We start from the raw sequence: 22676 nt of genomic DNA on the forward strand, positions 1-22676 counted from the left end.
GTTGATGATCCTTTAATCTGAGAGTTTCGGATTCCACAGATAAAACAGTAGATTATTGAAAGGATGAACTCACAATGAATAACGAAGTAGAGAGTATCTTATATATTCGCTCAGCTAATAACGCTAAGGAATCCATAGAATTACAAAAGTTAATGGGGGAAAAGTATGCTAATCACAATTCCATGTCATTAAGCATTATTGCAGATACTCAAGCATCAGGAATCACCCCGGTACGAAAACAAGCTGGCTTACAAAAGCTTATACATTTAATAGAAATTGGGATGATTAAAACGGTTCTAGTTAGCTGCTTGAGCAGAATTAGTCGAGATGTAAAAGAGATACTTTATTTCCAATCCCTCCTAAGAAAACACAATGCAAAACTTATAGTATTATCTGATAGCAATAATAGGGATTTTTTAAGAGGGCTGTCATAAATATAGAGACACTCTGAAACCAAATGGATTTTAAAATTAAATAGTTACAAAACCTCATTATGTGGAAGCACCGCTAACGATGTATTTGAAGAACTTCTATTTCTTTTCTTCAGATATCGTTAGTGGTGCTTTTTTGTATAAATGTCCCCTGGTTCACCCATTAACTTTTGCTAAAGATTTCTGGAGAATAACTATTTTGAAAGGTGTTGTACATGAAGAAAAACAGGCCCGTTGATTACCACCAGCATTATGAATCAGTTTTAACAACCGAAAGGGATCTGGTAAAAGTCAAGGCTTCAGACTTTTTACACAACTTCTCGGATTTAATAATTAAGTATTCGAGCCAAATTGAGGAGCAGCTTAGAAACAAAACAAAAAGTGAGGTATCAAATCAATGAGAAGAAAAAGAGCGATAGGTTATAAAAGAAGGAGTCCAAGGTCAGAAAAGGATTTTGGAAACACATCCTTGGAAAAGCAAGAAGATGAGATAGTTAAGTATTGCAATCAAAACAACATTGAACTAGTTGATATTTACGTTGATGATTTGAAGTCAGGTAGTTCATTTAAGGGTAGAGAAGGTTTTATAGAAATGTATAATCAAGTTTTAAAAGTGGATGAGGAAATTGATTATATAATTGTCTTTAAGCAAGACAGACTTTCTCGTGATCCGTTAGATACTTTGTATTTAATGAAACAGCTTAATGCAGTTGACAAACATATCATATCAATAGCCGATAGCATAAATACAGAAGATCCTACAGCTAAAATTCTTGTACATGTTCTATCATTGGTTGCGGAATTGGAAAGAGAGTTTATATCGTTTCGGACGAACTCGGGGATGGAAAAAAGAGCTGAAAATGGGGAGTTTCTTGGCGGGAAGGTTTATGGATATGAAGTGATAAACAAGAAATTATCGATTCTTCCTAAGGAAGCGAGAGTCGTTAAATATATATTTAATAAGTGCGCCATAGAAAAGTGGGGATATAAAAAGATTGCTGCCAACCTCAATATCCAAGGTATTAAAACAAAAAACGGTAACCAATGGACAGTTAATGCCGTTAAAACTGTACTACAAAATCAGCAGTATATAGGTTATACCAAATGGCGGGGGAAATATACAAAGGGGCAACATACTCCAATCATTGAAATGTCTTTGTGGGATGAAACAAGGAAGGTAATGCAAGCAAGAAGTTATACACCTCAAAAGATACATCCAGGATCCTATCCACTTAGCGGAATTCTCAAATGTCCACAATGCGGGGGCCCCATGGTTCAAGGGAACAGTAGTCAGGAGTACAAGTATTACCAATGCAATAAAAATAAAAACAGTGGAAGTAGTGCCTGTTCTTCTAATCTCATTAAAAAGGAGTATGCTGAAGAGTTTGTATTTAAAGATTTCTTGCATCAGCTTAAAAGAAAAGTTTCTCCTTCAACTGTTTACTCAGTAACGCAGTCAATATTAGACTATGAACTAAATCCTTTGGAGAAAGAAGCTAGTAAACTAAAGAAACAGATAGGAAAGTTAGAAAGAGAGATGTTGAATATAATGGAACACTCTAGTGACACATCTCTTAATTTAGATGTAGGTATGATTAAGTCTCACTTAGCAACAAAACAGGATGAAATAAACAAGATAAAATCAGCACTCTCAGAAATTACTTTGCAAGTAGAATTAAAACAAAACGAAGCCATAATGGATATTATAGAATTTTCTATTAAGAACTTTGAAGATTTTTACCTTACACTCTCTGATGATGAGAAGAAGATGTTTTTTCACTCCGTGATAAAAGAAATTCACGTTATTAAAGGGGAGAAAACAAGGGATCGTCGTATAAAGGACGTTAAGTACCATTTCGATTTTAAAGACATAAATTACTTAATAGGGAATATTGAGCAATAATGGAAACAGCTACTGGGATGAGGGGTTTGTTTGTTTTTGGTGGAAGGTGCATCCTTCCACCATCAACTTGATTTATTGAAGCCACAGATGACTTCGTCGGCAAATGATTAAAGATTTGATACACCTTTTCCCACACCAGAACTTCCTTCCGTACATCGTTCATTATTGTATTATACGAGAATGGAATAAATATCCGCTATATTTGCGAAGAAAGGCTTATTTTTCAATAAGTTCAGGGTGAATTTTTGGTTTAAACTAAATTTTCTTAAAAGGTAACTAGTTATCACTAATAAACTGTCCCCCTAATTTTTACATATGATAAAATTAATATAGTTAATAGTTCCAGTAGTTGAGAAGGGAAGAAATTATAATGACAGAAAATCAACGTAATACACAAACATCAATTAATGTACAAAAACAGGCCAATTTAATTTGGAACGTCGCAGATATATTAAGAGGGTTATACAAGCCACATGAATATGGAAAAGTAATTTTGCCCATGACCGTAATTAAGCGTCTTCACGACACGTTATTACCCACACGGGAAAAAGTATTGGAGGCTTCAGAACAATATAAGGAGATGAACGATTCATTTCGCTATCGGTTCTTATCACAAGCATCGGGTTATGCATTTTACAACACTAGTGTATATTCATTTGATACGCTGCTTGCAGACCCAGCAAATATCGAAACAAATTTCCGAGCTTATTTAAATAGTTTTTCAGATAATATGCTAGATATTTTAGCGAACTTTAAGTTTGATGTTGAAATTTCTACATTAGCTGAAAATGATGCCCTATTTCATGTTATTCAAGAATTTAATAAAAAAGAATCATATCTAGGTCCAGATAAAGTAACGAGTACAGATATGGGATATATTTTCGAAGAATTAGTTCGTAAGTTTTCAGAGAGTTATAACGAAGAAGCAGGGGAACATTTTACAAGTCGAGATATTATTTATTTAATGACAGATTTATTATTAATTGAAGATAGAGATGCGTTAACAGGAGAAGATGTTGTAAAAACGGTTTACGACCAAACTATGGGAACGTCACAAATGTTATCGGCAATGCAAGAACGCATCAATGATTTTAATGAAAATGCAGAAGTAAGAACATATGGACAGGAATTAAATTCTGAAACATATGCTATTGCCAAAGCAGATACGATGATACGTGGCGGAAACCCAGATAATATGGCATTAGGAAGTACATTATCGAATGATAAGTTCGAGGGGTATGAATTTGATTACTGTATATCCAATCCACCGTTTGGAACTGACTGGAAAAGGGATCAGAAGTCAGTTAAAGATGAGCATGCATTAGGTGAGAATGGCCGTTTTGGTATTGGGCTTCCGAAAATAAGTGATGGCCAATTACTCTTTCAATTAAATGGTATTTCAAAGTTAAAAGAGACAGGAAGAATGGCAATTATCCATAATGGTTCAGCACTCTTTTCAGGTAGTGCTGGTGGGGGAGAGAGTAGTATTCGCCAATATGTCATTGAAAATGATTGGTTAGAAGCAATTATCCAATTACCAAATAACTTATTTTATAACACAGGTATCTCGACGTATATATGGGTCATTACGAAAAATAAATCAGCTGAACGCAGAGGAAAAGTGCAACTAATTAATGCTTCAAAAATGTATGAAAAGCGAAGAAAAAACATTGGAGAAAAAGGTGTTGATATTTCAGAGGAATGCAGAAATATGATTGTGCAAGCATATGGTGAATTTGAAAATAAAGAGTATAGACTTGGTGAAAAAATAGTGGAATCTAAGATTTTTGATAATGAAGATTTCGGATATGTACGTGTTACGGTTGAAAGTCCGCAGCATGATGAGGATGGAAATATCATTTTGAAGAAAAATAAACCTGTAGCAGATACAATGTTACGGGATACAGAAGAAATACCATTAAATGAAGATGTCGATACTTTCTTTAAACGTGAAGTATTACCGTTTAATTCAGATGCATGGATAGATCGAAAAAAAGATAAAGTTGGTTATGAAATACCGTTTACACGTTTGTTCTATAAATATACTCCACAGGAACCTTCTGAAGTAATTGCAGAAAGAATAAAAAAGTTAGAAGAATCAATTGTTGCAAACTTCCAATCGCTATCAGGTAAGGATGTGACTAATGTTGAATAGAGAAATGCAAGATTCAGGTGTTGAGTGGATTGGACGAATTCCAAAGGGTTGGGATTTGAGGAGAATGAAATATATTCTGTCGGAACGTAAAATGAAGAATGATCCAATTATTACTCAAGATATCCTTTCATTATCGGTTGAAAGAGGTGTATTTCCATATTCTGAAAAAACAGGTGGTGGAAATAAAGCAAAAGAAGATTTAACCGCCTATAAAGTAGCTTTACCTGATGATATCGTCATTAACAGTATGAATATATTAGCAGGTGCTGTAGGGCTGTCTAAATATAAAGGAGCAGTCAGTCCAGTATATTACACTCTTTATGATGATAGTGGTCAAGTTGATATAAATTATTATTATTATTTATTTCAGACAGAATCCTTTCAACGGAGCTTATTAGGACTTGGTAATGGAATAATGATGAAAGAATCTTCGACTGGTAAATTGAACACCATTAGGATGCGAATTCCAATGGAGAGGCTATTTGCAGTAAGGCTACCTTTACCCCCAAAAAATATACAAACTAAAATAGTTAATTTCATTAGGCCCAAGGTGGAATCCGTAGAAAAGACAATTTTCGAAACAAAGCAATCCATTGAAGAACTAAAAATATATAAACATTCGATTATTACAGAAGCAGTTACAAAAGGTATAGAACCAAAAATTGAAATGAAAAATAGTGGAATTAAATGGATAGAGATGATTCCAAATCATTGGAATGTAATTAGAATTAAATATGTATTAAAAGAAAAAAATGAGAAAAGTATTCTTGGTAAAGAAGAGCCATTGTCTATGTCGCAAAAGTTTGGAATTATTCCCAGCAAGGATATGGATGTAATTCCTAACCCTCCTGCAAATTATACTGGAAATAGGATAGTAGAAGTAAATGATTTAGTTTTTAATAAATTGAAAGCGCACTTAGGAGTTTTTGATGTTTCAAAGTATGAGGGTATTGTTAGCCCAGATTATGCTGTCTATCAAATAAAAGGTGATAACAATGTTGAATATTTAAGGTTTTTATTCAAAACGCCATTGATGATTGCCGAATTTATAAAAAACTCAAGTGGGGTGGGAGCAGGTCTTACAAGACTTTATACAAGTGAATTTTTTAATATAAAGATTCCAATTCCTGGCATTAGTGAACAAAATAATATAGTTTCATATTTAAATAATAAAATTGTAAAAATTAATAAGTTAATTAAAGATAAAGAAGAAGTTATCGAAGAATTAGAGAAATATAAAAGATCTCTCATCTATGAATATGTTACCGGAAAAAAAGAAGTTTGAGGGGGTCTAGGATGTGGTTGAAAACAAAGAAGTGCGTTTTGAGAAAGATATTGAAACTAGCTTAACAAATGAAGGCGGCTGGGAGTCGGTCGCTTTCAAAGATACAAACTATGATCCACAACTAGGGTTAGATCCCTCTGTTCTCCTGTGTTTTATTCGTGAAACACAACCAAAATCATGGAAGAGATACGAAAAAATTTATCGTACCGATGCAGAAACAAAATTTCTAAAACGGCTTAATGAAGAAGTAAATGCACATGGTCTTTTACATGTCCTTCGAAAAGGAATTAAAGATCGTGGAGTCCCTTTTAAAGTTGTTTATTTTCGACCTGTTTCTTCTTTAAGCTATGAAAATATTAAGCAGTTTGAAGCCAATCGTTTTCAGTGTATACGACAGTTTGCTTATAGTAACAAAAGTCGAAACACAATCGATATGGTATTAGCTGTAAACGGTATTCCTCTTGTCGCTTTAGAATTAAAAAATCAGTATACCGGACAAAATGTTGAACATGCAAAAGTACAATTTGAAAATGATCGTGATCCGAGTGAAATTGTATTTCAATTTAATAAACGATTTTTAGTGTATTTTGCTGTTGACCATTTTGAGGTATATATGACCACCAAACTAGAAAAAAACAAAACATACTTCCTACCATTTAATCAAGGATCAAATGGAGCAGGGGAAGTTGGTGGAAAAGGGAATCCACATAATACAGATGGATTCCCTACAGCCTATTTATGGGAGCAAGTTTTACATCGACATCAGCTTATGGATATTTTGGAACGATTTATGAATTTTGAAGTGAAAAAGGATATATTAATTTTTCCACGCTATCATCAATTAGATGTAGTAAATAAGTTAGTACAAGATGTGGGAGAACATGGATCAGGGAAAAACTATCTCATTCAACATTCTGCAGGTTCAGGAAAATCAAATAGCATAGCATGGCTCGCTTATCATTTAGCATCCTTACACGATAGAGAGAACAACCCTATTTATTCATCTATTATAATCGTGACAGACCGGACAGTGTTAGATCGACAGCTACAGGACACGCTTACAAGTTTTGAACATACGACAGGACAAGTAGAAACAATTGGTGACAATAAATCGTCTCAAGATTTAAAGAATGCAATTAACGATAAAAAGAAAATCATTATTACGACACTACAAAAGTTCCCTGTCATTTATCAAGAAATCGATGCGGTAGAAAGAAGAAGGTTTGCGGTAATAGTCGATGAAGCACATTCTTCGCAAACTGGAAGAAGCGCTCAAAAGTTAAAAGAAGCACTTGCAGATAAAGAAGCATCACTCAAAGAGTATCAAGAAATTGAAGAAGATATTGAAAACCAAACATTAGATGACCAAGATCAACTTGTTAAAACTTTACTATCACAAGGGCAACATGGTAATTTAAGCTTCTTTGCCTTTACAGCCACTCCAAAAGAAAAAACAATTGAAATGTTCGGTACAAAAGAAAATGAGGGTAGCTTTAGACCATTTCACATTTATAGCATGAGACAAGCTATTGAAGAAGGCTTTATTTTAGATGTGTTAAAAAACTATATGACCTATAAAACTTCTTACCGCATTGCAAAAGAAATTGAAGAAAATCCTGAGCTGCCAAAAACAGAAGCTGTGCGAGCAATTGCACGTTACCAATCGTTTCATCCTTGGGTATTAAGGCAAAAAACCGAAGTTATGATTGAGCAGTTTAGAGCAGTAACTAAAATGGCTATTGGTGGAAGTGCGAAAGCAATGATCGTTACTCCTTCACGTCTTCATGCTGTTAGGTATATGAAGGAATTTAAAGCTTACATTAAAGAGAAAGGCTATACGGATCTTGATGTTCTCGTTGCTTTTTCAGGTTCTGTTACTGATGACGATAAAGAATACACAGAGCCTAGTATGAACGTAACAAAAGATGGTGAGCGGGTTAAAGAGAATCAATTAAAAGAAACATTTCATGGGGATGATTTTAATCTATTGATAGTAGCAGAGAAATATCAAACCGGTTTTGATGAGCCGCTACTTCATACGATGTTTGTCGATAAAAAATTACGAGGAGTGAAGGCAGTACAGACACTTTCCCGATTAAATAGAACTATGCAAGGAAAGAAAGATACATTTATCTTAGATTTTGTTAATACTGAGGAAGAAATATTAGACGCTTTCCAGCCTTTTTACGAAGCAACAACGCTAAAAGAGGAAGTAAATCTAAATTTAATTTACGATACGCAAAGTAAATTACGTAAATTTACTCTTTATAATGATGATGACATAGCCGAAGTAATGAAACTGGTGAAACAAGCTCAAAAGAAACAAGATGAACGTTTATTAGGTCGCTTGTCCAGTTTATTCAAACCTGTCATTCAGCGTTACGAAGACTTGCCAGAAGATACACAATATGAATTTAGAGTAACATTACGTAACTTCGGTAAATGGTATAACTATGTCGCGCAGCTAGATCGTACATTTGATATGGAATTATTAGAAGAAAACATTTATACGAGCTATCTATTGAAATTTATCCCAAAAGAAACACGTGAGAAAGTGGATATTACAGATAAAGTGAAGCTAGAATATTATAAGCTGCAAAAGGATTTTGAAGGCGAAATCATGCTTGTTGCTGAAAATGAAAAGGGTGGGGAATTAAAACATCCCGAAGAATTTAATGCAAACGTAAAACCAGTAGATGAGCGTGATTCGTTAGAACAGATTGTTCATCGAATTAACGAACGATTCCCAGATGATTTTTCACCACAAGATCGAGTCATTGTGGAAACATTACACAAAGCATTTACTCAAGAAATAGATGCAAAAATAGTAAACATGGCTAAAAATAATAGCCAAGAAATGTTTGAAAATAGCCTGTTTAAAGATATATTCCTTGATCGAGTAATGGATGAGTATACTAAGAATTCAGAAGCCTACCAAAAATTAATTGGAGCTGACGATTCGTACTTTAAAACAGTCTATGCATATATTGCTGCGGATGTTTATAAGACATTGCGGTCGGAAGTGTAGGAGAGAAGTATATCAAGAACAGAATCAAAAGATAAATATAGAATAATGCAGTGAATGTCAGTCAATTCTAGAGAAGTTAGTAAATAAACTTTCGAATGGCTGACTTTTTTCTAAAGAAAAAACTTATCGATGAAATTAAGAAAGAGATCCCTATTAAAGAGTTTGGATATTGGATAATGAAGTAGAATTAACCAATCTTAGAGGTGATAAAATGTCAACGCCGGGAATTGGAGATCCATACTGGTACGAATGGTACGTGGGCTTGCAAAGAGTTATAGAAATGATTAATCCGGATAGCAATGTTTCATATGTGATTCTTCAATCAGATATTCATAATACAATTGATGATGTAGTTGTCGGAATTGGCAATATTGAAGAAGTGTGTTTTCAGGTTAAACATGAAGTTGGAGATGCTGGAAAGGGAAACCTTACATTTTCAAAATTAATAGAAACAACTACTAGGGGAAATGGAAGTACCAAAATTAGTTTAATAAAATCATTAGCTAGTGGCTGGAAAGAAGCTATGGAAAATGGGGGTAAGACTATTACACCCGTTTTATATACCAATAGAAATTTAGGAATGAATAGAACAAAACGAACCTTTGACGGTGAGAAGTATACTGCTTTACCTTTAAAGGAATTTATCCAAGTAATGAAGTCATATATAGAACAATCAAAATCAATAGATGAAATCGACAAATTAATTGATGATAGAGATTTAGGAATGCAATGGAATGAATTTAAATCATCAATAGGTGAGAATTTTTTAGAATTAGGTTTTTTAAAATCAGTTGTAATAAGAAGTAATGAAGGTTCATTAGAGGAATTAGAAGATTCTATGCTGAGATCGCTACAAGATACATTTAATTGTAATTTAATGGTTGCGAGGGGCTTATTTGATAAGCTTTGTTCTAATCTAAGAATCTGGACAACTACTAGAAGAGGAGACAAAGTACAAGTAACCCTAGAGGATGTTTATGATGCTCTATCACTAAGCTTTGACATAGAGCATGGAGAGCATGAGTTACCTTTTCCAACGCCATTCTTTAAAAGCCGTGAAGAATTTGCTGAAAATGTAATTAAAAATATAAAGGATGAGGATCGGAAAATAGTTTGGATATCCGGTGATCCGGGAAGCGGTAAAACTAGCCTTATAAGTTATTTGCAATTAAATCATAATCTTTTTAATGCTAGATATCATACTTTTAAACCTATTTCTCCCGAGCAAAGATTTTACGATATTGATTCAGGTTTATGTAAGCCAGAATCTTTGTGGAATGATTTGTTAATTCAATTAAGAAAATACTTTAAAGGAGAATTAAAAAAATATAATGTTCCAATTACTAACGCATTATGTTCAGTTGAACAAATGCGAATAGAGGTTATTCGTTTAGCTGAAATTTTATATAAAAAAACAGCTGAAAAAGTAATCATTTGTATTGATGGTATTGATCATGCAGCGAGAGCAAATAATGAGATAACTTTTTTACATAGTTTATTCAGCCCGAATGAAATTCCAGAAGGTGTTGTATTTGTAATTGTGGGTCAACCAGCTCAATTATATGATCAATATCCCCTTTGGATAAAAACAAGTACAGAAAAAGTTGAACATTTACAGGTGCCACCTCTGTTAAAAGAAGATATTAAAGAATTAATCGAACAAAAAGGTACAAAGCTCGATATAGATATTAATACCTTAGCTGAATTTATTTATAATAAAACCCTTGGGAATAATTTATCAGTAGCATTTGCGATCGAAGAAGCTAGAAATTGTATTACACTTGATGACTTTAAAAGAATATTAGATGAAAAATATGTGAGTAGTGATATTACAAATTATTATAGTCATATATGGAGGTATGTAACAAATTATTTGAATAATAAGAATTTAGGGTTTCCTTTTCCAGATAAAGTAGTATCAAGCGCAATAATTTTATTGAATGGAAGAGTCAATTCCGAGATATTAAGTAAAGCACTAAAAGTGAATTTACAAAAAGATGATTGGGATGAATTATTAGAGTTACTATTTCCTTTGGTACAGAAAATGAGTAATGATGAATATGCATTATTTCATAATGATTTTAGAGTTTTTTTAATGGCTAATAATAGCAACGGCGCTAAGTATAGGAGTATTGCATTTCAATTAGCTGAATATTTTATGAGAGATAATTATAGTTTATCAAGTTTAAATAACTTAATACCCTTATTAATCAGTTCAGGTAGGAAGGATTTAATATCAGAAGTTTTTAATGTAGATTATGTAATTCACTCAATGGCTAATGGATTGTCAAAGAGGGATTTGCAAGAATATGGATCCTTGGCTTACCAATCTGCTATTGATTCTAGGGATTGGGAAAAATATCATAATGTCTATCTTGCAATAAATACAATGTACCAGCATGTTCGTTATTATGAGTATTATGAAAAGGAATATAAATTAAAAGATAAATCTTATGTGAAGACCATTAGCCCTTATGAATTAAAAGCAGAAGATTTAAGATTAGAAGTTCTAGAAAACTATCTACTCATGTTGAAATTTTGTATAGATTTATTATCTTATGAAGATCCTGTATCTTATTCTAGAGCAAGCTCAACTTTTAATCTATGGATGAAGGATTTCACACCGTCATCATTTATAGGAACAATTCTTTCTGAGGAAAAAAGTGTGTTATGGGATCAAAACTTGCTAGATGAAATAATAACTAATTGGGCATATTTAGCTGTTGAATTTAACAAGGATTTTACTAAAATAGATAAATCTAAACAAACAGACGATGAAATACGAGTTTCTTTACTATTCAATGACACTTACTTTGAAAAGTTAATTATAATGAACGAAACTGATAAAGCGGTTGAAATTATTTATAATGGTGGCGTTTCTTACAGCTGTATAGAAAAGAATCTAATGAATATATTATTTAATAATCAGATTGATAACTATAACGAGGTTTTAGTAAGAATAGCTGAAGAAAGAGAAACTTCAAATGATGTCTTATTAGCTCATGTTTGCTTAATGATTAATAATCAGAATCCACCATTAATAGATTTAAAAGGGTTAGAGAAGATTAAATATATTACGAATGATACTAGTTTTAGAGCTATACTCCTATCAATTATAATAGGCTACCAAGAGTTTAATAAAGATATTTTAGTGGGTCTTGGTGTAATTAATAATTTAACACAGGATGTTGAAAAAAGAGCTGAAGATAAAGACTTCCGATATTTAAGAAATCTAACTCGTCATGGCTTTTTAATAGGTAGAATAATAAGAGAGCTTAATAATAAAAACACAATCACTAATACAAGAAATTTATTAGTAAAAAGTTATATGGACTTTTTTGAGTATGAGACCAGAGGAGTAAGAACCTTTAACTTTAATGAAGGATTTAAGATACTGTTGTATATATCTTTAAACCAAAGTAATCTTTTAACAACAATCGAAGTTGATTACCTTTACAACATATTAAGGACACATTTATTCAATAGAAAACAATTAGGAATGCATTATAAGGCTATTATCTTGGATTTTTTAATTAAGAATGAAAAAAATGATACAGTACGAGAATACCTATTAGAATTGTACGGAGAAAATGGGGAAAATCTTTTCATAGAAAGTAATTATGAAGAAACGCATGAGTGCTTTAAAAAGTATGGAGAAGTCGTAGTTCCTGAACTCATAAATGAAATTGATAAGAAGCTACAATGGGATGTTGTTAGCTATGTAGATCATAAGGAATATGCCTTATGGCCACTACTAACGTATTTTAAAAAGATTATTAAACAGTATCCTCATGAATGGCAAACTAGAGGTATAGAACTATATCAGTTGTCTAGCATAGCAGATATAAAAGGGAGTAATAGAGCCTCGTATGATATAAAAAAAGAAATTGCTTCAGCGGCAGTAAAATGCGGAATTAATAACATATGGAAGTTAAGGCAACAAGATGAAGAGTTTCGTTTTTCGCTAGATATAATGCATGATCAGCTGTTTGAAATGGTGGAAAACTCAAAAGATATTGAGGAATTAATTTCGATTTGGATTTTAAGTTGTGGAATATTATCTTGGTACAACAATGAAGACAGGATAGGATTAAGGAATATTTATTTTAAATGTGTAAACAAGGGGAAAAAGATAGAAGCTGGTGGAATAGAGAGTTTATTAGCACAATTAGCACCAGAACACGTGAAAATTGCACTACATCAAGAAAATAAGCATGATTATGAAGTGGGAAAACAAGATGAATTTAGTCAAAAGAGAAAATTAGAGAAAGAGAATTTAGAATCAAGCCTAAATGAAATGAAAACAGATGAGATTATTCACTTTTTGGAATATGAACAGGATCCATTCATGAAGTGGGATTCTATTAATATTGCTTGGAATATAATCGAAAAGCGCGATGAAATCTCTAAAAAAATAGCTACAAAATTTATAGAATTTACTCTAATTAGGCTAGAAAATTATACTTGGGAACAGTCCGGATGCACAAATATTGTTGAAAAACTTTTAGAAGTATTTGAAGAGGATATTTTGTGGGCTTTGGCTGACTATAATAAAAAAAATTTAGATGATAAAGACCATTACTATACTTGTAGTTCTAATATGGAATTTTTATTACAATATGCGGTTAATTTATTATCTAATGATTTTTTGAAATTAATGTTTGATGAGGAATTGAAGTCTCATTATAAATGGCTCACTGGATGTGGTCATTTGAATTTTAGTTCGAAATTAATAAACCCTTCAATTAGTAGTTTGCTGATTCCCAAAAATGTTGCGGAATTAACTTGTAATATTTTTATAGAACAAATTTTAACTAGGAATATTCATAGAATTGAAATTTGCTTACAAGGTTTACAATTACTAGTTGAAAGATATCCAGATTTATTTAACTTCATAATGGATTCTTGGGAGCTATATACTGATGAACAGAAAGAATATCTTTTATTAATGTCGGAAAGGTGGTCTCAAGAAAATATTGAGGGGCTTAATGTTATATATCCATGTATAGAGAGAGAGTATATTGAGACAAATAACTTATCTAAAAAGATACAATTATTTTCAATTATAAAAAATGTAAAAGACATAGAATTTGAATACTCTGCAAAAGAGATTGAATACGAGCTTCCTACTAATCCGCCAATGGTATTTAGTGATTCTAATGTAAGTTTTTCAGCAAAGAGATTTTTAAGTGTGATGGAAAATATTACTTGTAAATCTAATGATGATATTAAATACTTTTTGCAGATTGAGAAGACATCAAAACGCCAAAACTCTTCTATAAGTAAAGGAAGTAGACCGGGAGACTCTATGCTTTATCCAAAATCCGATAGTGAATTGGACATGGAGATACTATATGCGGAAGAAAAGAAAGGAAGATGGGGAAATGTCCCTTTAACTGTAAAAGCCCAAGCCTTATTAAGTGCAGATGATTCTTGGGTAATTTCAAAAATACCTCAAGTTACTTATGATACAGAATGGTATATAGAGAATGAACTTAAAAGATTTATAGACGAAAGTACCATATCGAAAGGCAAGCCTTATTTAAATGGGATTTTAGAAAGAAATGTGCCTGAAGATATGTATGTTATAGGTGGGGTAATTTGGTATCCCGTTGGTAGTAGAGATGGAATTGTTTTTACCGAAACAGCAAAATTAATAAATAATAATGTATTAGTTAAGGATATATCAATAACAAAATCTTTAAATACAGGTGGACTAGTCTCATCTAGTATTTCAGAGGGTAAAGAATTGTTTATTATTGAAGAAGAGTTCTTGGAGAGTACAGGAGTCTGTTTGACGAATGAACTGGTTGGAACTAGTGTTTTTATATATGGAAATACTATGATGTATCCTTCACCTATTTTAAGAAATTTGTTTGATATTAAGCCTTCAAGAGATAATTCATTAATCTGGGTAAATACAGATAATGAAATGGTCTTACAATTTGAACGTTTTACTTTTCCGAATAGAGAGGCTACGCACCAAAATTACTTTAGGCAACCATTAATGTGTAGATGGCTAGGTGATAAAGAAAAAGTAGATGATTTATGTCGTAAATATGGATTAACTTATTATAAGACAAACAAAGTAGAAAGTATGCCGAATTTATAAAAGATATAAACTAGACGTATCCTAGAAAAATTGAAGACACTGGAATTAATACTCCAGTGTCTATTTTTTGCCTCTTAAATCATCACGGTGAACCGTATCATAAGTAAATGAGCGCAAATATAAGTAAAGGCTACTGGCATTTCGCCAATAGCCCAATACTGCATAACGTTTTTGGAAACCATGGAAAAACCAAGGGTTCAAGAGTCTATATGCTCGGTATCAAACAAGACGTTTGACTTAAATATAAATGAAACCGCCGTATACGGAACCGTATGTACGGTGGTGTAAGAGGCCAGGAATAGTCTCCCCCTACTCAATTAAAACTCTTCCATTCCTGGTAGGATGGAGGATCAATATTTTTTACTTGATCTAAAAACGCAGATAATAAGCCCAGTCTTTTAAGGTGTTGCATGAGGAACTCCGGATGGTCAACCTTTTTTTTGAAATGGCTTACAAGGTCTATTACTTTAAGTTCTCCTTGGCGGGTAACAATGATGTGATTTAATCTGCTGTCCAATCGGGTAAATTGTAACCGTTTCATTTCCTTTAATATAAAAAGAATTTGATTGGTGATTTCCTCGGTTAAAATCCGCTTTTCTTTTAGATAATCAAATAAAGAGGGACCCTCAAGATATTCCATAATAATATAGTTTTCACCAATCTCATATAATCTCGGGACAATAGGCGAACCCTGAGCAGCTTTTAGTACTTTTCCTTCTTTTACGGTATTTCCTTCCTTTGCATATATCTTTACACATTGCTCCGGAGAAATTTTAAAAACGGCACCTTGCTTCCCATGGCCAACCAATGGATAGGAGGTTGGATTATGAGCAACTTCTACTTTCTTCCCCTTCTTGTATTTAACGATGATAGATTTAATATCCTCCAATTTTTTCAACTCCCAAAATAGGTTTCAATTGTTTCTTTGCTTAAATATTCCATGATGTCATCAATTGACTGGCGGCGTTGTTTTCTTTTAACTTTTGTAATCCCATGTTTCTCCTGATAAATATTATTGTGCAAATCCTCTGTATCCCGATTTCGATACAGATTGTATTCCTCATTAGAACGGTCGTTTGTATGATAAATATAGATAAATGGGTGCATCGCTACCTTAAGTTTTCCTTTATAGCTTAAGAAAAAATCATAATGCTCTCCCACTTTTAATCTTTCATCCCATGTATGCTTTTGTAATTTATCCGTTCTTGCTAAAAAAAAGTTTGCAACAATATCATATAACTCCACATCACCCTCTTTTCCATATGGATCAGCATTTAAGGTGAGAAGTTCATTCTTTATTGTAAATACAGCTTGTGAATTTCTTACTCCTTTTGTCTCGATGCACCGTCCGCCAACAACATCTATATCTGAGTTTTCAAGAACATCCATTAACTTTTCAATACTGGTTTCATTAATGAAACAAAAATCATCATCCAGTAATAAAAAATATGGAGTTTTCACTTGTTGCAGAAGGAAGTTTCTTCCTTTTGAAAGTCCGCTATCAAAAGGAAGGATATGATACTCTACATCAGAACGGGGAATAGGCGATTTACTATCATCTGCAACAATAATATGAAGAGTTGGATAGAATTTTTTAATGCTTTTTATTAGCATATCCAAGCAATGCGGACGTTCAAAGGTTTTAATAATCGCGGTAACTTTCTCACTAACATTGACTGCCATATTTTCAGCTCCTTTTATAATAATATTTCTTAATATTTTATGTGGAAAGGAGCCTCTTGGAAGGGATAAAAGTTTAAATTTCATAAAATTATGCTCAAGGCTGAAAAAATTAGGTATTTGGAACACACTGCAAATACTTTTAATGAATAGAGTATAGAGATATTCAGATAAAGATTTAAAGAATGAGGTGGAAAAAAATGAGTAAGATACATGTTGTAACAGCTGTGAATGATGATTTTGCTAAACATTTGGCAATAATGCTTTTTTTCCTTGCTAGAAAATAAGACTTCATCGAATCCTATCATAATTTATATTATTGATAGTCAAATATCCAAGAAAAATAAAAAGCTGTTAACGAATACCGTTAATCATTTCGGTGCTGAAGTCAGTTATTTAACGATTGATCCAACCCTGTATGATAATTTTATCCTCACCCATCATCTAACTCAGGAAACATATCATCGCATTTCTATACCAGACCTATTGGGGGAAGACATCGAGAAAGTAATTTATTTAGACAGCGATATGATCATTAAAGAAGACGTCACTAAATTATGGGAAAATAATATCGATGATTATTTTATTGCAGCGGTAATGGATGCATGGTTAGGTTTAAAAAAGCTAAGACATACTGAACTTTCGATTCCGGATGAATGCGAGTACTTCAATGCTGGTGTATTAGTGATTAACCTGAAAAAGTGGAGAGAGCACAGCATAACAAAACAAATCATCGATTTCATGAATAAAAATCAAAGCATCATTCGCTACCCAAGTCAAGATTCGATGAATGCAGTTCTTTATGATAAATGGCTTCAACTAGAACCAAAATGGAATTATCAATCAAAACATCTTTATAACACAGACCTTCGGTTAGAACCGTCTATTATTCATTACACAGGCACAGATAGTAAGCCTTGGTGGAGTGAAAAACACCCTCTTCGTGCTGAATACGATATTTATTCGAAGAAATGGAAGAAAAATATAAAGACAAAAAAGAAGAATTAATAGCTCCTGCAGCACTTGAAAACATAAACCTTATAAAACTTCCATTCAATCATCACGAAACTAAAGGAGGATCGTTTATGTCAAAGGTACCACTTTATATCGTCACTGGTGCAGGCGGGGCTGGGAAAACCTATGTGATCCATTCACTGCGAAAAATAATGCCAGAGTATGATATTTTGGATTATGATGGTATTTTTCAGTTTTTAAAAGATGACGCAGGTAAAGTAGACAAACACCAAATTCAAAATATTTGGCTTCGAGTTGCACAAGATATCGCTGAAAGCGGCCGAATAACCATATTATGCGGATTAATCAAGCCAGAAGATATTGCAGCATGTAAGTATGTTAATTATTTTTCACGTGTCGACTACCTTATTCTACATTGTGATGACATAACTCGTGAGAAGAGATTATATGAAAGAAAAAAAATGACAAGTAATAAGGTTAAGTACATCAAGAAATTAGCTAAATGGTTTATTGAAATATCAGCTCAGTATGACCCGCCCATACCCATTATCGATACTTCTGAAATTGGTGTGACGGAAGTAGCTGAACAAATAAGAGATTGGATATATGAACAGAATAGAAGGAATGTCTAGGAAAAATGTAAAGTATTTTAGTGAAAAATTTTCCCCTCCAAAATTGGAGGGGAAAATTTTTGATTCTTTTTATAAAGGGGTATTCTTCAAATTTTGAATCTGAAAGTTGGTTTTAAAATTATCGTGGTATTTTTTGTTTAATATGAGAAGTTAGTCCAAACATTCTTAGCAACAAAAAAATGAAGGGAGTGATGACATGAACGTAATTGTCACTGGGGGCTGTGGTTTTATAGGCTCCCATTTAGTAGATCTGTTAATAACAGAAGGTTATGATAAGTACGTTATCGATAACATGACAGCAGGAAATGCACAATTTCTTAATAAGAAAGCAAAATACTTTTATCTCAACATCTTAGACTTCCGGAAATTAAAATCTATTTTTGAAGAAGTGAAACCCAAAGCTGTATTCCATATGGCTGCACAAATAGACGTACAAGCATCCATACAAAATCCCGTATTTGATGCCCAAGTCAATATTTTAGGTTCAATTAATCTAATTGAGTTATGCAAAGCTTATAAAAGCAAACTGATCTATTCCTCGTCTGCCGCAGTTTATGGAAAACCTCTTTACTTGCCAATAAGTGAACACCATCCTATACAGCCAATATCCAATTATGGTATTTCGAAGTATGTCCCGGAACAATATATTCGTAGCTATGCCCAACTCTATGATGTAAATTATACAATTCTAAGATACTCAAATGTGTATGGTCCCAGACAGGTACCAAAGAGAGAAGGAGGTGTTATTTCCATCATTATTGAAAAAATGAAAACGGATGAATCTCCTATTATTTTTGGAGATGGTAAACAAACAAGAGATTTTATCTTTGTAGAAGATGTCGTTTCTGCAAATCTATCCGCACTTCAAGCTAAAAGAAATGGAACTTATAACATTAGTACAGGCACACAAATTTCGATCAATGAACTAACAATTAAATTAAATAGTATCTTAAATAAAGACTTTGTCCCCGTATATAAACATGCACGACCAGGCGATATTTACCATAGCTGCCTTGATCATCGTTTAGCAAAAACTGAGCTGGGCTGGCAGCCGATATATTCAATTTTAGAAGGAATGAAAAAAACATGCTTGCAGATATGATAATGACTTAAAGAACCAAACTACCTTTTTTTATGATTGAAGATAGCATAAATAAGAATGTATAAGTGGTTCAGGTCTAAACATTTAATAATGTGACTCCCGATATCAAGATTGGTTATCAGCATAACCAACTGAAATTGCATTATATTTCCATAATACATCACTGACCTGTTGGGTCTGGTCTTCTTGGCATTGAATTACTATCGTAACCTCATGAGTTTTACTCTTCTGGCTGGTATGCTTTTTCAGTTTTTTTACTAAAAAGAACGCACTCACTCCTAAACAAAATCCGATAAATGCAGCAATAAGACCCCATATGATAGGACACAAAGTCAGCTCAAACCCAATGCTTGCTCCGATAACTGATGCCCCAGTTCCGGAAGCAATCCCTATCTCAAAAGCATGTGGACTATGATTGTAATCATGTTCCTTTTGGTTATTGTTCATGAAAACAACAAGGATATGCTCACTTAAAATTGATAGGTTCTCTAATTCAGCTAATGCTTGCTCTAATTCAATTGATTGTTTAAATACACCGAATATTAACATTATCGCACCTGTTTAGGGGAAAATTCGTAGTTTAGATTTTTGATAGCGCATGGAAAGATGTTGGCGCTGTTCTAACTGAAAAAGTTGATTATGCTCAACGGTAGTACGGTATGAATAATATATGGAGCCGCCCATGACAGATGGCATAAACAAAAGCCAGTGTGGATGAATGATAGAAATAGATTGATTAAGATCACCATGTATTAAATTTAGGAATGATTCGTGCATTCTTGATAACATTAGGTAAATCCACCACCAAAACATCGCATAAAAAGCAAGCGCAAATCGATGGTTGTACAATTGTCCTTATCCTGGGAAGAAAAAAGAGTAAACGACTCCTAGAATAGGGCTTTTCTTCTCAAGATATTGTATTTCAGAGGAAGAAATTTTTAGGCAGGGAATAAGTTTATTCTCCAAACTGGCAAGATGATAAAGTTTATTTTGGTATAAGGCTGATCGAAAACAATCTCCCATTGCGATTAAATATATGGCAAGGTATCCGAATGTCCAATTTGGTTCAAGTATTCCTTTTGCAAGTTCAAACTCTCCGCAAAAGGAATATATCATTGCTTCGTTAATATGGGCTAAAGTATTTATTATGACTTCAGTTATTGTTAACAAAGTGGCTCTTAAATATTGATTAAGTAAGTAATGCCCAAAACCAGGAAAAACAGCAGACCACCAAACAACCATGTATGGATTATGTTGCTTTAAATATGTAATGCCAAACGTGCTAATAGTTGATATGGGTCTCCGAACAGGATTATTCATTTTTTTAGTTCCTTCTTAATAATTTTCCAACACAGTATTCAGTAGTTTAACCATTAATACTCAGGTTATGTAGCATATTCAATTTATGGATAGCCTTACTGGTTAAAACCTCATTTTGATATATAAGGGAGAACCGTAAGTATATGTTCTTTTAGTTTCTCTTACCCTTCACATCCCCACTAAAAAGATAGAAATAGAAGCAATAGTTGCGAGGAGAACAGGACTTCTCTTTTTTCTCAGCAAAATATAGTTTATAATAGTCAGATAATAGTAGATATTTCTAATCTATAAATTAATGTGATAGATACGATATAATAGTATTAGATGGAATAGTTTTGTTTCTAGGTGGCGCCTTGCTTTTTGTGAAACAATGGCTGGCGTGCATGCTCTTTTTATAAATATAGGGGATGTGGATGTAATAATGAGCAACGTACAGAATAAAACAGACGTGATCTTGATCGGCGCCGGAGTGATGAGCGCGACTTTGGGTGCAATACTGAAAGAACTGGCACCACAATGGAAAATCAAAGTGTTCGAGAAGCTTGCAAGCGCAGGGGAAGAAAGCTCAAACGAATGGAATAATGCGGGCACGGGACATGCTGCATTGTGCGAGCTTAACTATACTTCAGTTAAGGCGGATGGCTCCATCGATATCAGTAAAGCTGTTAAGGTGAATGAACAGTTTCAGCTTTCCAGACAGTACTGGTCCTATCTTGTGAAAAATAGAGTAATCCGTAATCCTCGGGACTTCATCATGCCGATCCCTCATATCAGTTTTGTAGAAGGGGAACAAAATGTAACATTTTTGAAAAACCGGATGCAAGCGCTGTCAAGTAATCCTCTGTTTCATGGGATGGAATATTCCGATGACTTGGAGAAATTGAAGGAATGGATGCCGCTTATGATGGAAGGTCGTACAGCGAGTGAACCGATAGCCGCAACCAAAATCGACTCTGGAACGGATGTCAACTTCGGTGCATTGACACGCATGCTGTTTGATCACTTAAAAAGCAGAGATGTCGAGATGAACTACGAGCACAGTGTGAAGGACATTAAGCGGACTGCAGACGGCTCGTGGGAAGTGAAAGTACATGATATGAAGAGCGGTAAAACCGAGTCTCATATAGCAAAATTTGTATTTATCGGTGGTGGGGGCGGAAGTCTTCATTTGCTGCAAAAAACCGGTATTCCAGAGTCCAAGCAAATTGGAGGATTCCCGGTAAGCGGCCTATTTTTGGTCTGCAACAATCCGGAAGTTGTGGAGAAGCATCATGCAAAGGTATACGGGAAGGCCAAGGTCGGGGCTCCTCCAATGTCTGTGCCGCATCTTGATACCAGGTATATCGACAACAAAAAAACATTACTGTTTGGACCATTTGCCGGCTTTTCACCAAAGTTCCTGAAAACAGGCTCCAACTTGGATTTGATCGGTTCCGTAAAACCGAATAATGTCATGACAATGCTCGCTGCAGGCTTTAAAGAGATGGCATTGACAAAATACCTGATCCAGCAAGTGCTGTTGTCGAATGAAAAGCGTATGGATGAGTTGCGCGAATTTATTCCAAACGCAAAGAGTGAGGATTGGAGTATCGTGGTGGCGGGCCAGCGTGTCCAAGTAATCAAAGACACAGAGGCAGGAAAAGGAACACTCCAATTTGGTACGGAAGTGGTCAGTGCTGCGGATGGATCAGTCGCTGCACTACTCGGAGCTTCACCAGGTGCTTCCACTGCCGTTCACGTCATGCTGGAGGTATTGGAAAAATGCTTCCCGCAGCATATGTTTGAATGGGAAGCGAAAATAAAAGAAATGATCCCTTCCTTTGGTGTGTCACTAGTGGAAAACCCGGAGCTTTTCCATGAGCTCCACCGTTCAACCGCTGAGACGCTTGGTCTAGGGCATGGTACGAAAGAAGCGGTTCGTAGTTAATTTAATAAGTAAAACAATAAAAGAACCTTTGATCTCTCTGTAGATCAGAGGTTCTTTTATGTTGAAATGGGAATGGGGCTTAGTTTACATAACAACAGGGGTCTGGCCCCTACTAGTTTATTAAGT

At 33.9% G+C, this 22676-nt stretch carries 15 protein-coding genes; 11 read left to right on the forward strand and 4 right to left on the reverse strand.

From position 1 onward, the window contains the following. Nucleotides 1-74 precede the first annotated feature (74 nt). The 7 genes from ABN702_RS20585 (at nucleotide 75) to ABN702_RS20615 (ending at nucleotide 14914) form a co-directional block, all read left to right on the forward strand. Nucleotides 75-434, forward strand: a complete 360-nt coding sequence (locus ABN702_RS20585) for a recombinase family protein (protein ID WP_417898466.1) — start codon at nucleotides 75-77, stop codon at nucleotides 432-434. Between the two features lie 212 nt (nucleotides 435-646). After that, entirely contained in the window at nucleotides 647-832 is a 186-nt protein-coding gene (locus ABN702_RS20590; RefSeq protein ID WP_417898467.1) for a hypothetical protein, read from the forward strand. Continuing rightward, the gene (locus ABN702_RS20595; protein WP_417898468.1) at nucleotides 829-2334 is read left to right on the forward strand and encodes a recombinase family protein; all 1506 of its coding nucleotides are present in this window, start codon (nucleotides 829-831) and stop codon (nucleotides 2332-2334) included. Before ABN702_RS20590 ends, ABN702_RS20595 begins: the two co-directional genes overlap by 4 nt. Nucleotides 2335-2704: 370 nt before the next feature. Beyond that, nucleotides 2705-4489: a type I restriction-modification system subunit M gene (locus tag ABN702_RS20600; RefSeq protein WP_417898469.1), complete on the forward strand. Its 1785-nt coding sequence runs from the start codon at nucleotides 2705-2707 to the stop codon at nucleotides 4487-4489. Further along, the gene (locus ABN702_RS20605; RefSeq protein ID WP_417898470.1) at nucleotides 4479-5774 is read left to right on the forward strand and encodes a restriction endonuclease subunit S; all 1296 of its coding nucleotides are present in this window, start codon (nucleotides 4479-4481) and stop codon (nucleotides 5772-5774) included. The genes ABN702_RS20600 and ABN702_RS20605 overlap by 11 nt, the downstream gene beginning before the upstream one ends. Before the next feature lie 13 nt (nucleotides 5775-5787). Next, complete coding sequence (locus tag ABN702_RS20610; RefSeq protein ID WP_417898471.1) at nucleotides 5788-8802, forward strand: type I restriction endonuclease subunit R; 3015 nt, start codon at nucleotides 5788-5790, stop codon at nucleotides 8800-8802. Between the two features lie 169 nt (nucleotides 8803-8971). Continuing rightward, nucleotides 8972-14914 carry an ATP-binding protein gene (locus tag ABN702_RS20615; protein ID WP_417898472.1) on the forward strand — a complete coding sequence of 1981 codons (5943 nt, stop codon included), beginning with the start codon at nucleotides 8972-8974 and terminating at the stop codon, nucleotides 14912-14914. Nucleotides 14915-15227: 313 nt separating this feature from the next. On the opposite strand, the gene ABN702_RS20620 is transcribed toward ABN702_RS20615, so the two are convergent. Beyond that, complete coding sequence (locus tag ABN702_RS20620; RefSeq protein ID WP_417898473.1) at nucleotides 15228-15812, reverse strand: hypothetical protein; 585 nt, start codon at nucleotides 15810-15812, stop codon at nucleotides 15228-15230. Then, a complete protein-coding gene (locus tag ABN702_RS20625) occupies nucleotides 15809-16597 on the reverse strand; it encodes a glycosyltransferase family 2 protein (protein WP_417898474.1) in 789 nt (262 codons plus the stop codon). The genes ABN702_RS20620 and ABN702_RS20625 overlap by 4 nt, the downstream gene beginning before the upstream one ends. 270 nt (nucleotides 16598-16867) lie before the next feature. Here ABN702_RS20625 and ABN702_RS20630 point away from each other — a divergent pair, with 270 nt between their 5' ends. The 3 genes from ABN702_RS20630 (at nucleotide 16868) to ABN702_RS20640 (ending at nucleotide 19303) form a co-directional block, all read left to right on the forward strand. Further along, on the forward strand, nucleotides 16868-17602 hold the full coding sequence (locus tag ABN702_RS20630) for a glycosyltransferase family 8 protein (protein WP_417898475.1): 735 nt from the start codon (nucleotides 16868-16870) through the stop codon (nucleotides 17600-17602). Nucleotides 17603-17679: 77 nt separating this feature from the next. Further along, nucleotides 17680-18201: a nucleoside kinase gene (locus ABN702_RS20635; protein WP_417898476.1), complete on the forward strand. Its 522-nt coding sequence runs from the start codon at nucleotides 17680-17682 to the stop codon at nucleotides 18199-18201. Between the two features lie 196 nt (nucleotides 18202-18397). Beyond that, entirely contained in the window at nucleotides 18398-19303 is a 906-nt protein-coding gene (locus tag ABN702_RS20640; protein WP_417898477.1) for a GDP-mannose 4,6-dehydratase, read from the forward strand. A gap of 105 nt (nucleotides 19304-19408) precedes the next feature. On the opposite strand, the gene ABN702_RS20645 is transcribed toward ABN702_RS20640, so the two are convergent. Beyond that, complete coding sequence (locus tag ABN702_RS20645; RefSeq protein ID WP_417898478.1) at nucleotides 19409-19852, reverse strand: hypothetical protein; 444 nt, start codon at nucleotides 19850-19852, stop codon at nucleotides 19409-19411. Nucleotides 19853-20158: 306 nt separating this feature from the next. Further along, nucleotides 20159-20623, reverse strand: a complete 465-nt coding sequence (locus ABN702_RS20650; RefSeq protein WP_417898479.1) for a hypothetical protein — start codon at nucleotides 20621-20623, stop codon at nucleotides 20159-20161. Between the two features lie 370 nt (nucleotides 20624-20993). Between ABN702_RS20650 and ABN702_RS20655 the strand changes: the two genes are divergently transcribed. Next, a complete protein-coding gene (locus ABN702_RS20655) occupies nucleotides 20994-22550 on the forward strand; it encodes a malate:quinone oxidoreductase (RefSeq protein ID WP_417898480.1) in 1557 nt (518 codons plus the stop codon). Nucleotides 22551-22676 lie beyond the last annotated feature (126 nt).

Origin of the sequence: Bacillus haimaensis (genome assembly GCF_048270625.1) — a bacterium.
GTDB lineage: Bacteria > Bacillota > Bacilli > Bacillales > Bacillaceae_I > Sutcliffiella_A > Sutcliffiella_A haimaensis.

Coding starts and splice junctions, on each gene's coding strand:
- ABN702_RS20585 (WP_417898466.1), top strand. CDS start 75: ATGAATAACGAAGTAGAGAGTATCTTATATATTCGCTCAGCTAATAAC.
- ABN702_RS20600 (WP_417898469.1), top strand. CDS start 2,705: ATGACAGAAAATCAACGTAATACACAAACATCAATTAATGTACAAAAA.
- ABN702_RS20655 (WP_417898480.1), top strand. CDS start 20,994: ATGGCTGGCGTGCATGCTCTTTTTATAAATATAGGGGATGTGGATGTA.
- ABN702_RS20650 (WP_417898479.1), bottom strand. CDS start 20,623: ATGAATAATCCTGTTCGGAGACCCATATCAACTATTAGCACGTTTGGC.
- ABN702_RS20635 (WP_417898476.1), top strand. CDS start 17,680: ATGTCAAAGGTACCACTTTATATCGTCACTGGTGCAGGCGGGGCTGGG.
- ABN702_RS20590 (WP_417898467.1), top strand. CDS start 647: ATGAAGAAAAACAGGCCCGTTGATTACCACCAGCATTATGAATCAGTT.
- ABN702_RS20595 (WP_417898468.1), top strand. CDS start 829: ATGAGAAGAAAAAGAGCGATAGGTTATAAAAGAAGGAGTCCAAGGTCA.
- ABN702_RS20605 (WP_417898470.1), top strand. CDS start 4,479: ATGTTGAATAGAGAAATGCAAGATTCAGGTGTTGAGTGGATTGGACGA.
- ABN702_RS20640 (WP_417898477.1), top strand. CDS start 18,398: ATGAACGTAATTGTCACTGGGGGCTGTGGTTTTATAGGCTCCCATTTA.
- ABN702_RS20645 (WP_417898478.1), bottom strand. CDS start 19,852: ATGTTAATATTCGGTGTATTTAAACAATCAATTGAATTAGAGCAAGCA.
- ABN702_RS20625 (WP_417898474.1), bottom strand. CDS start 16,597: ATGGCAGTCAATGTTAGTGAGAAAGTTACCGCGATTATTAAAACCTTT.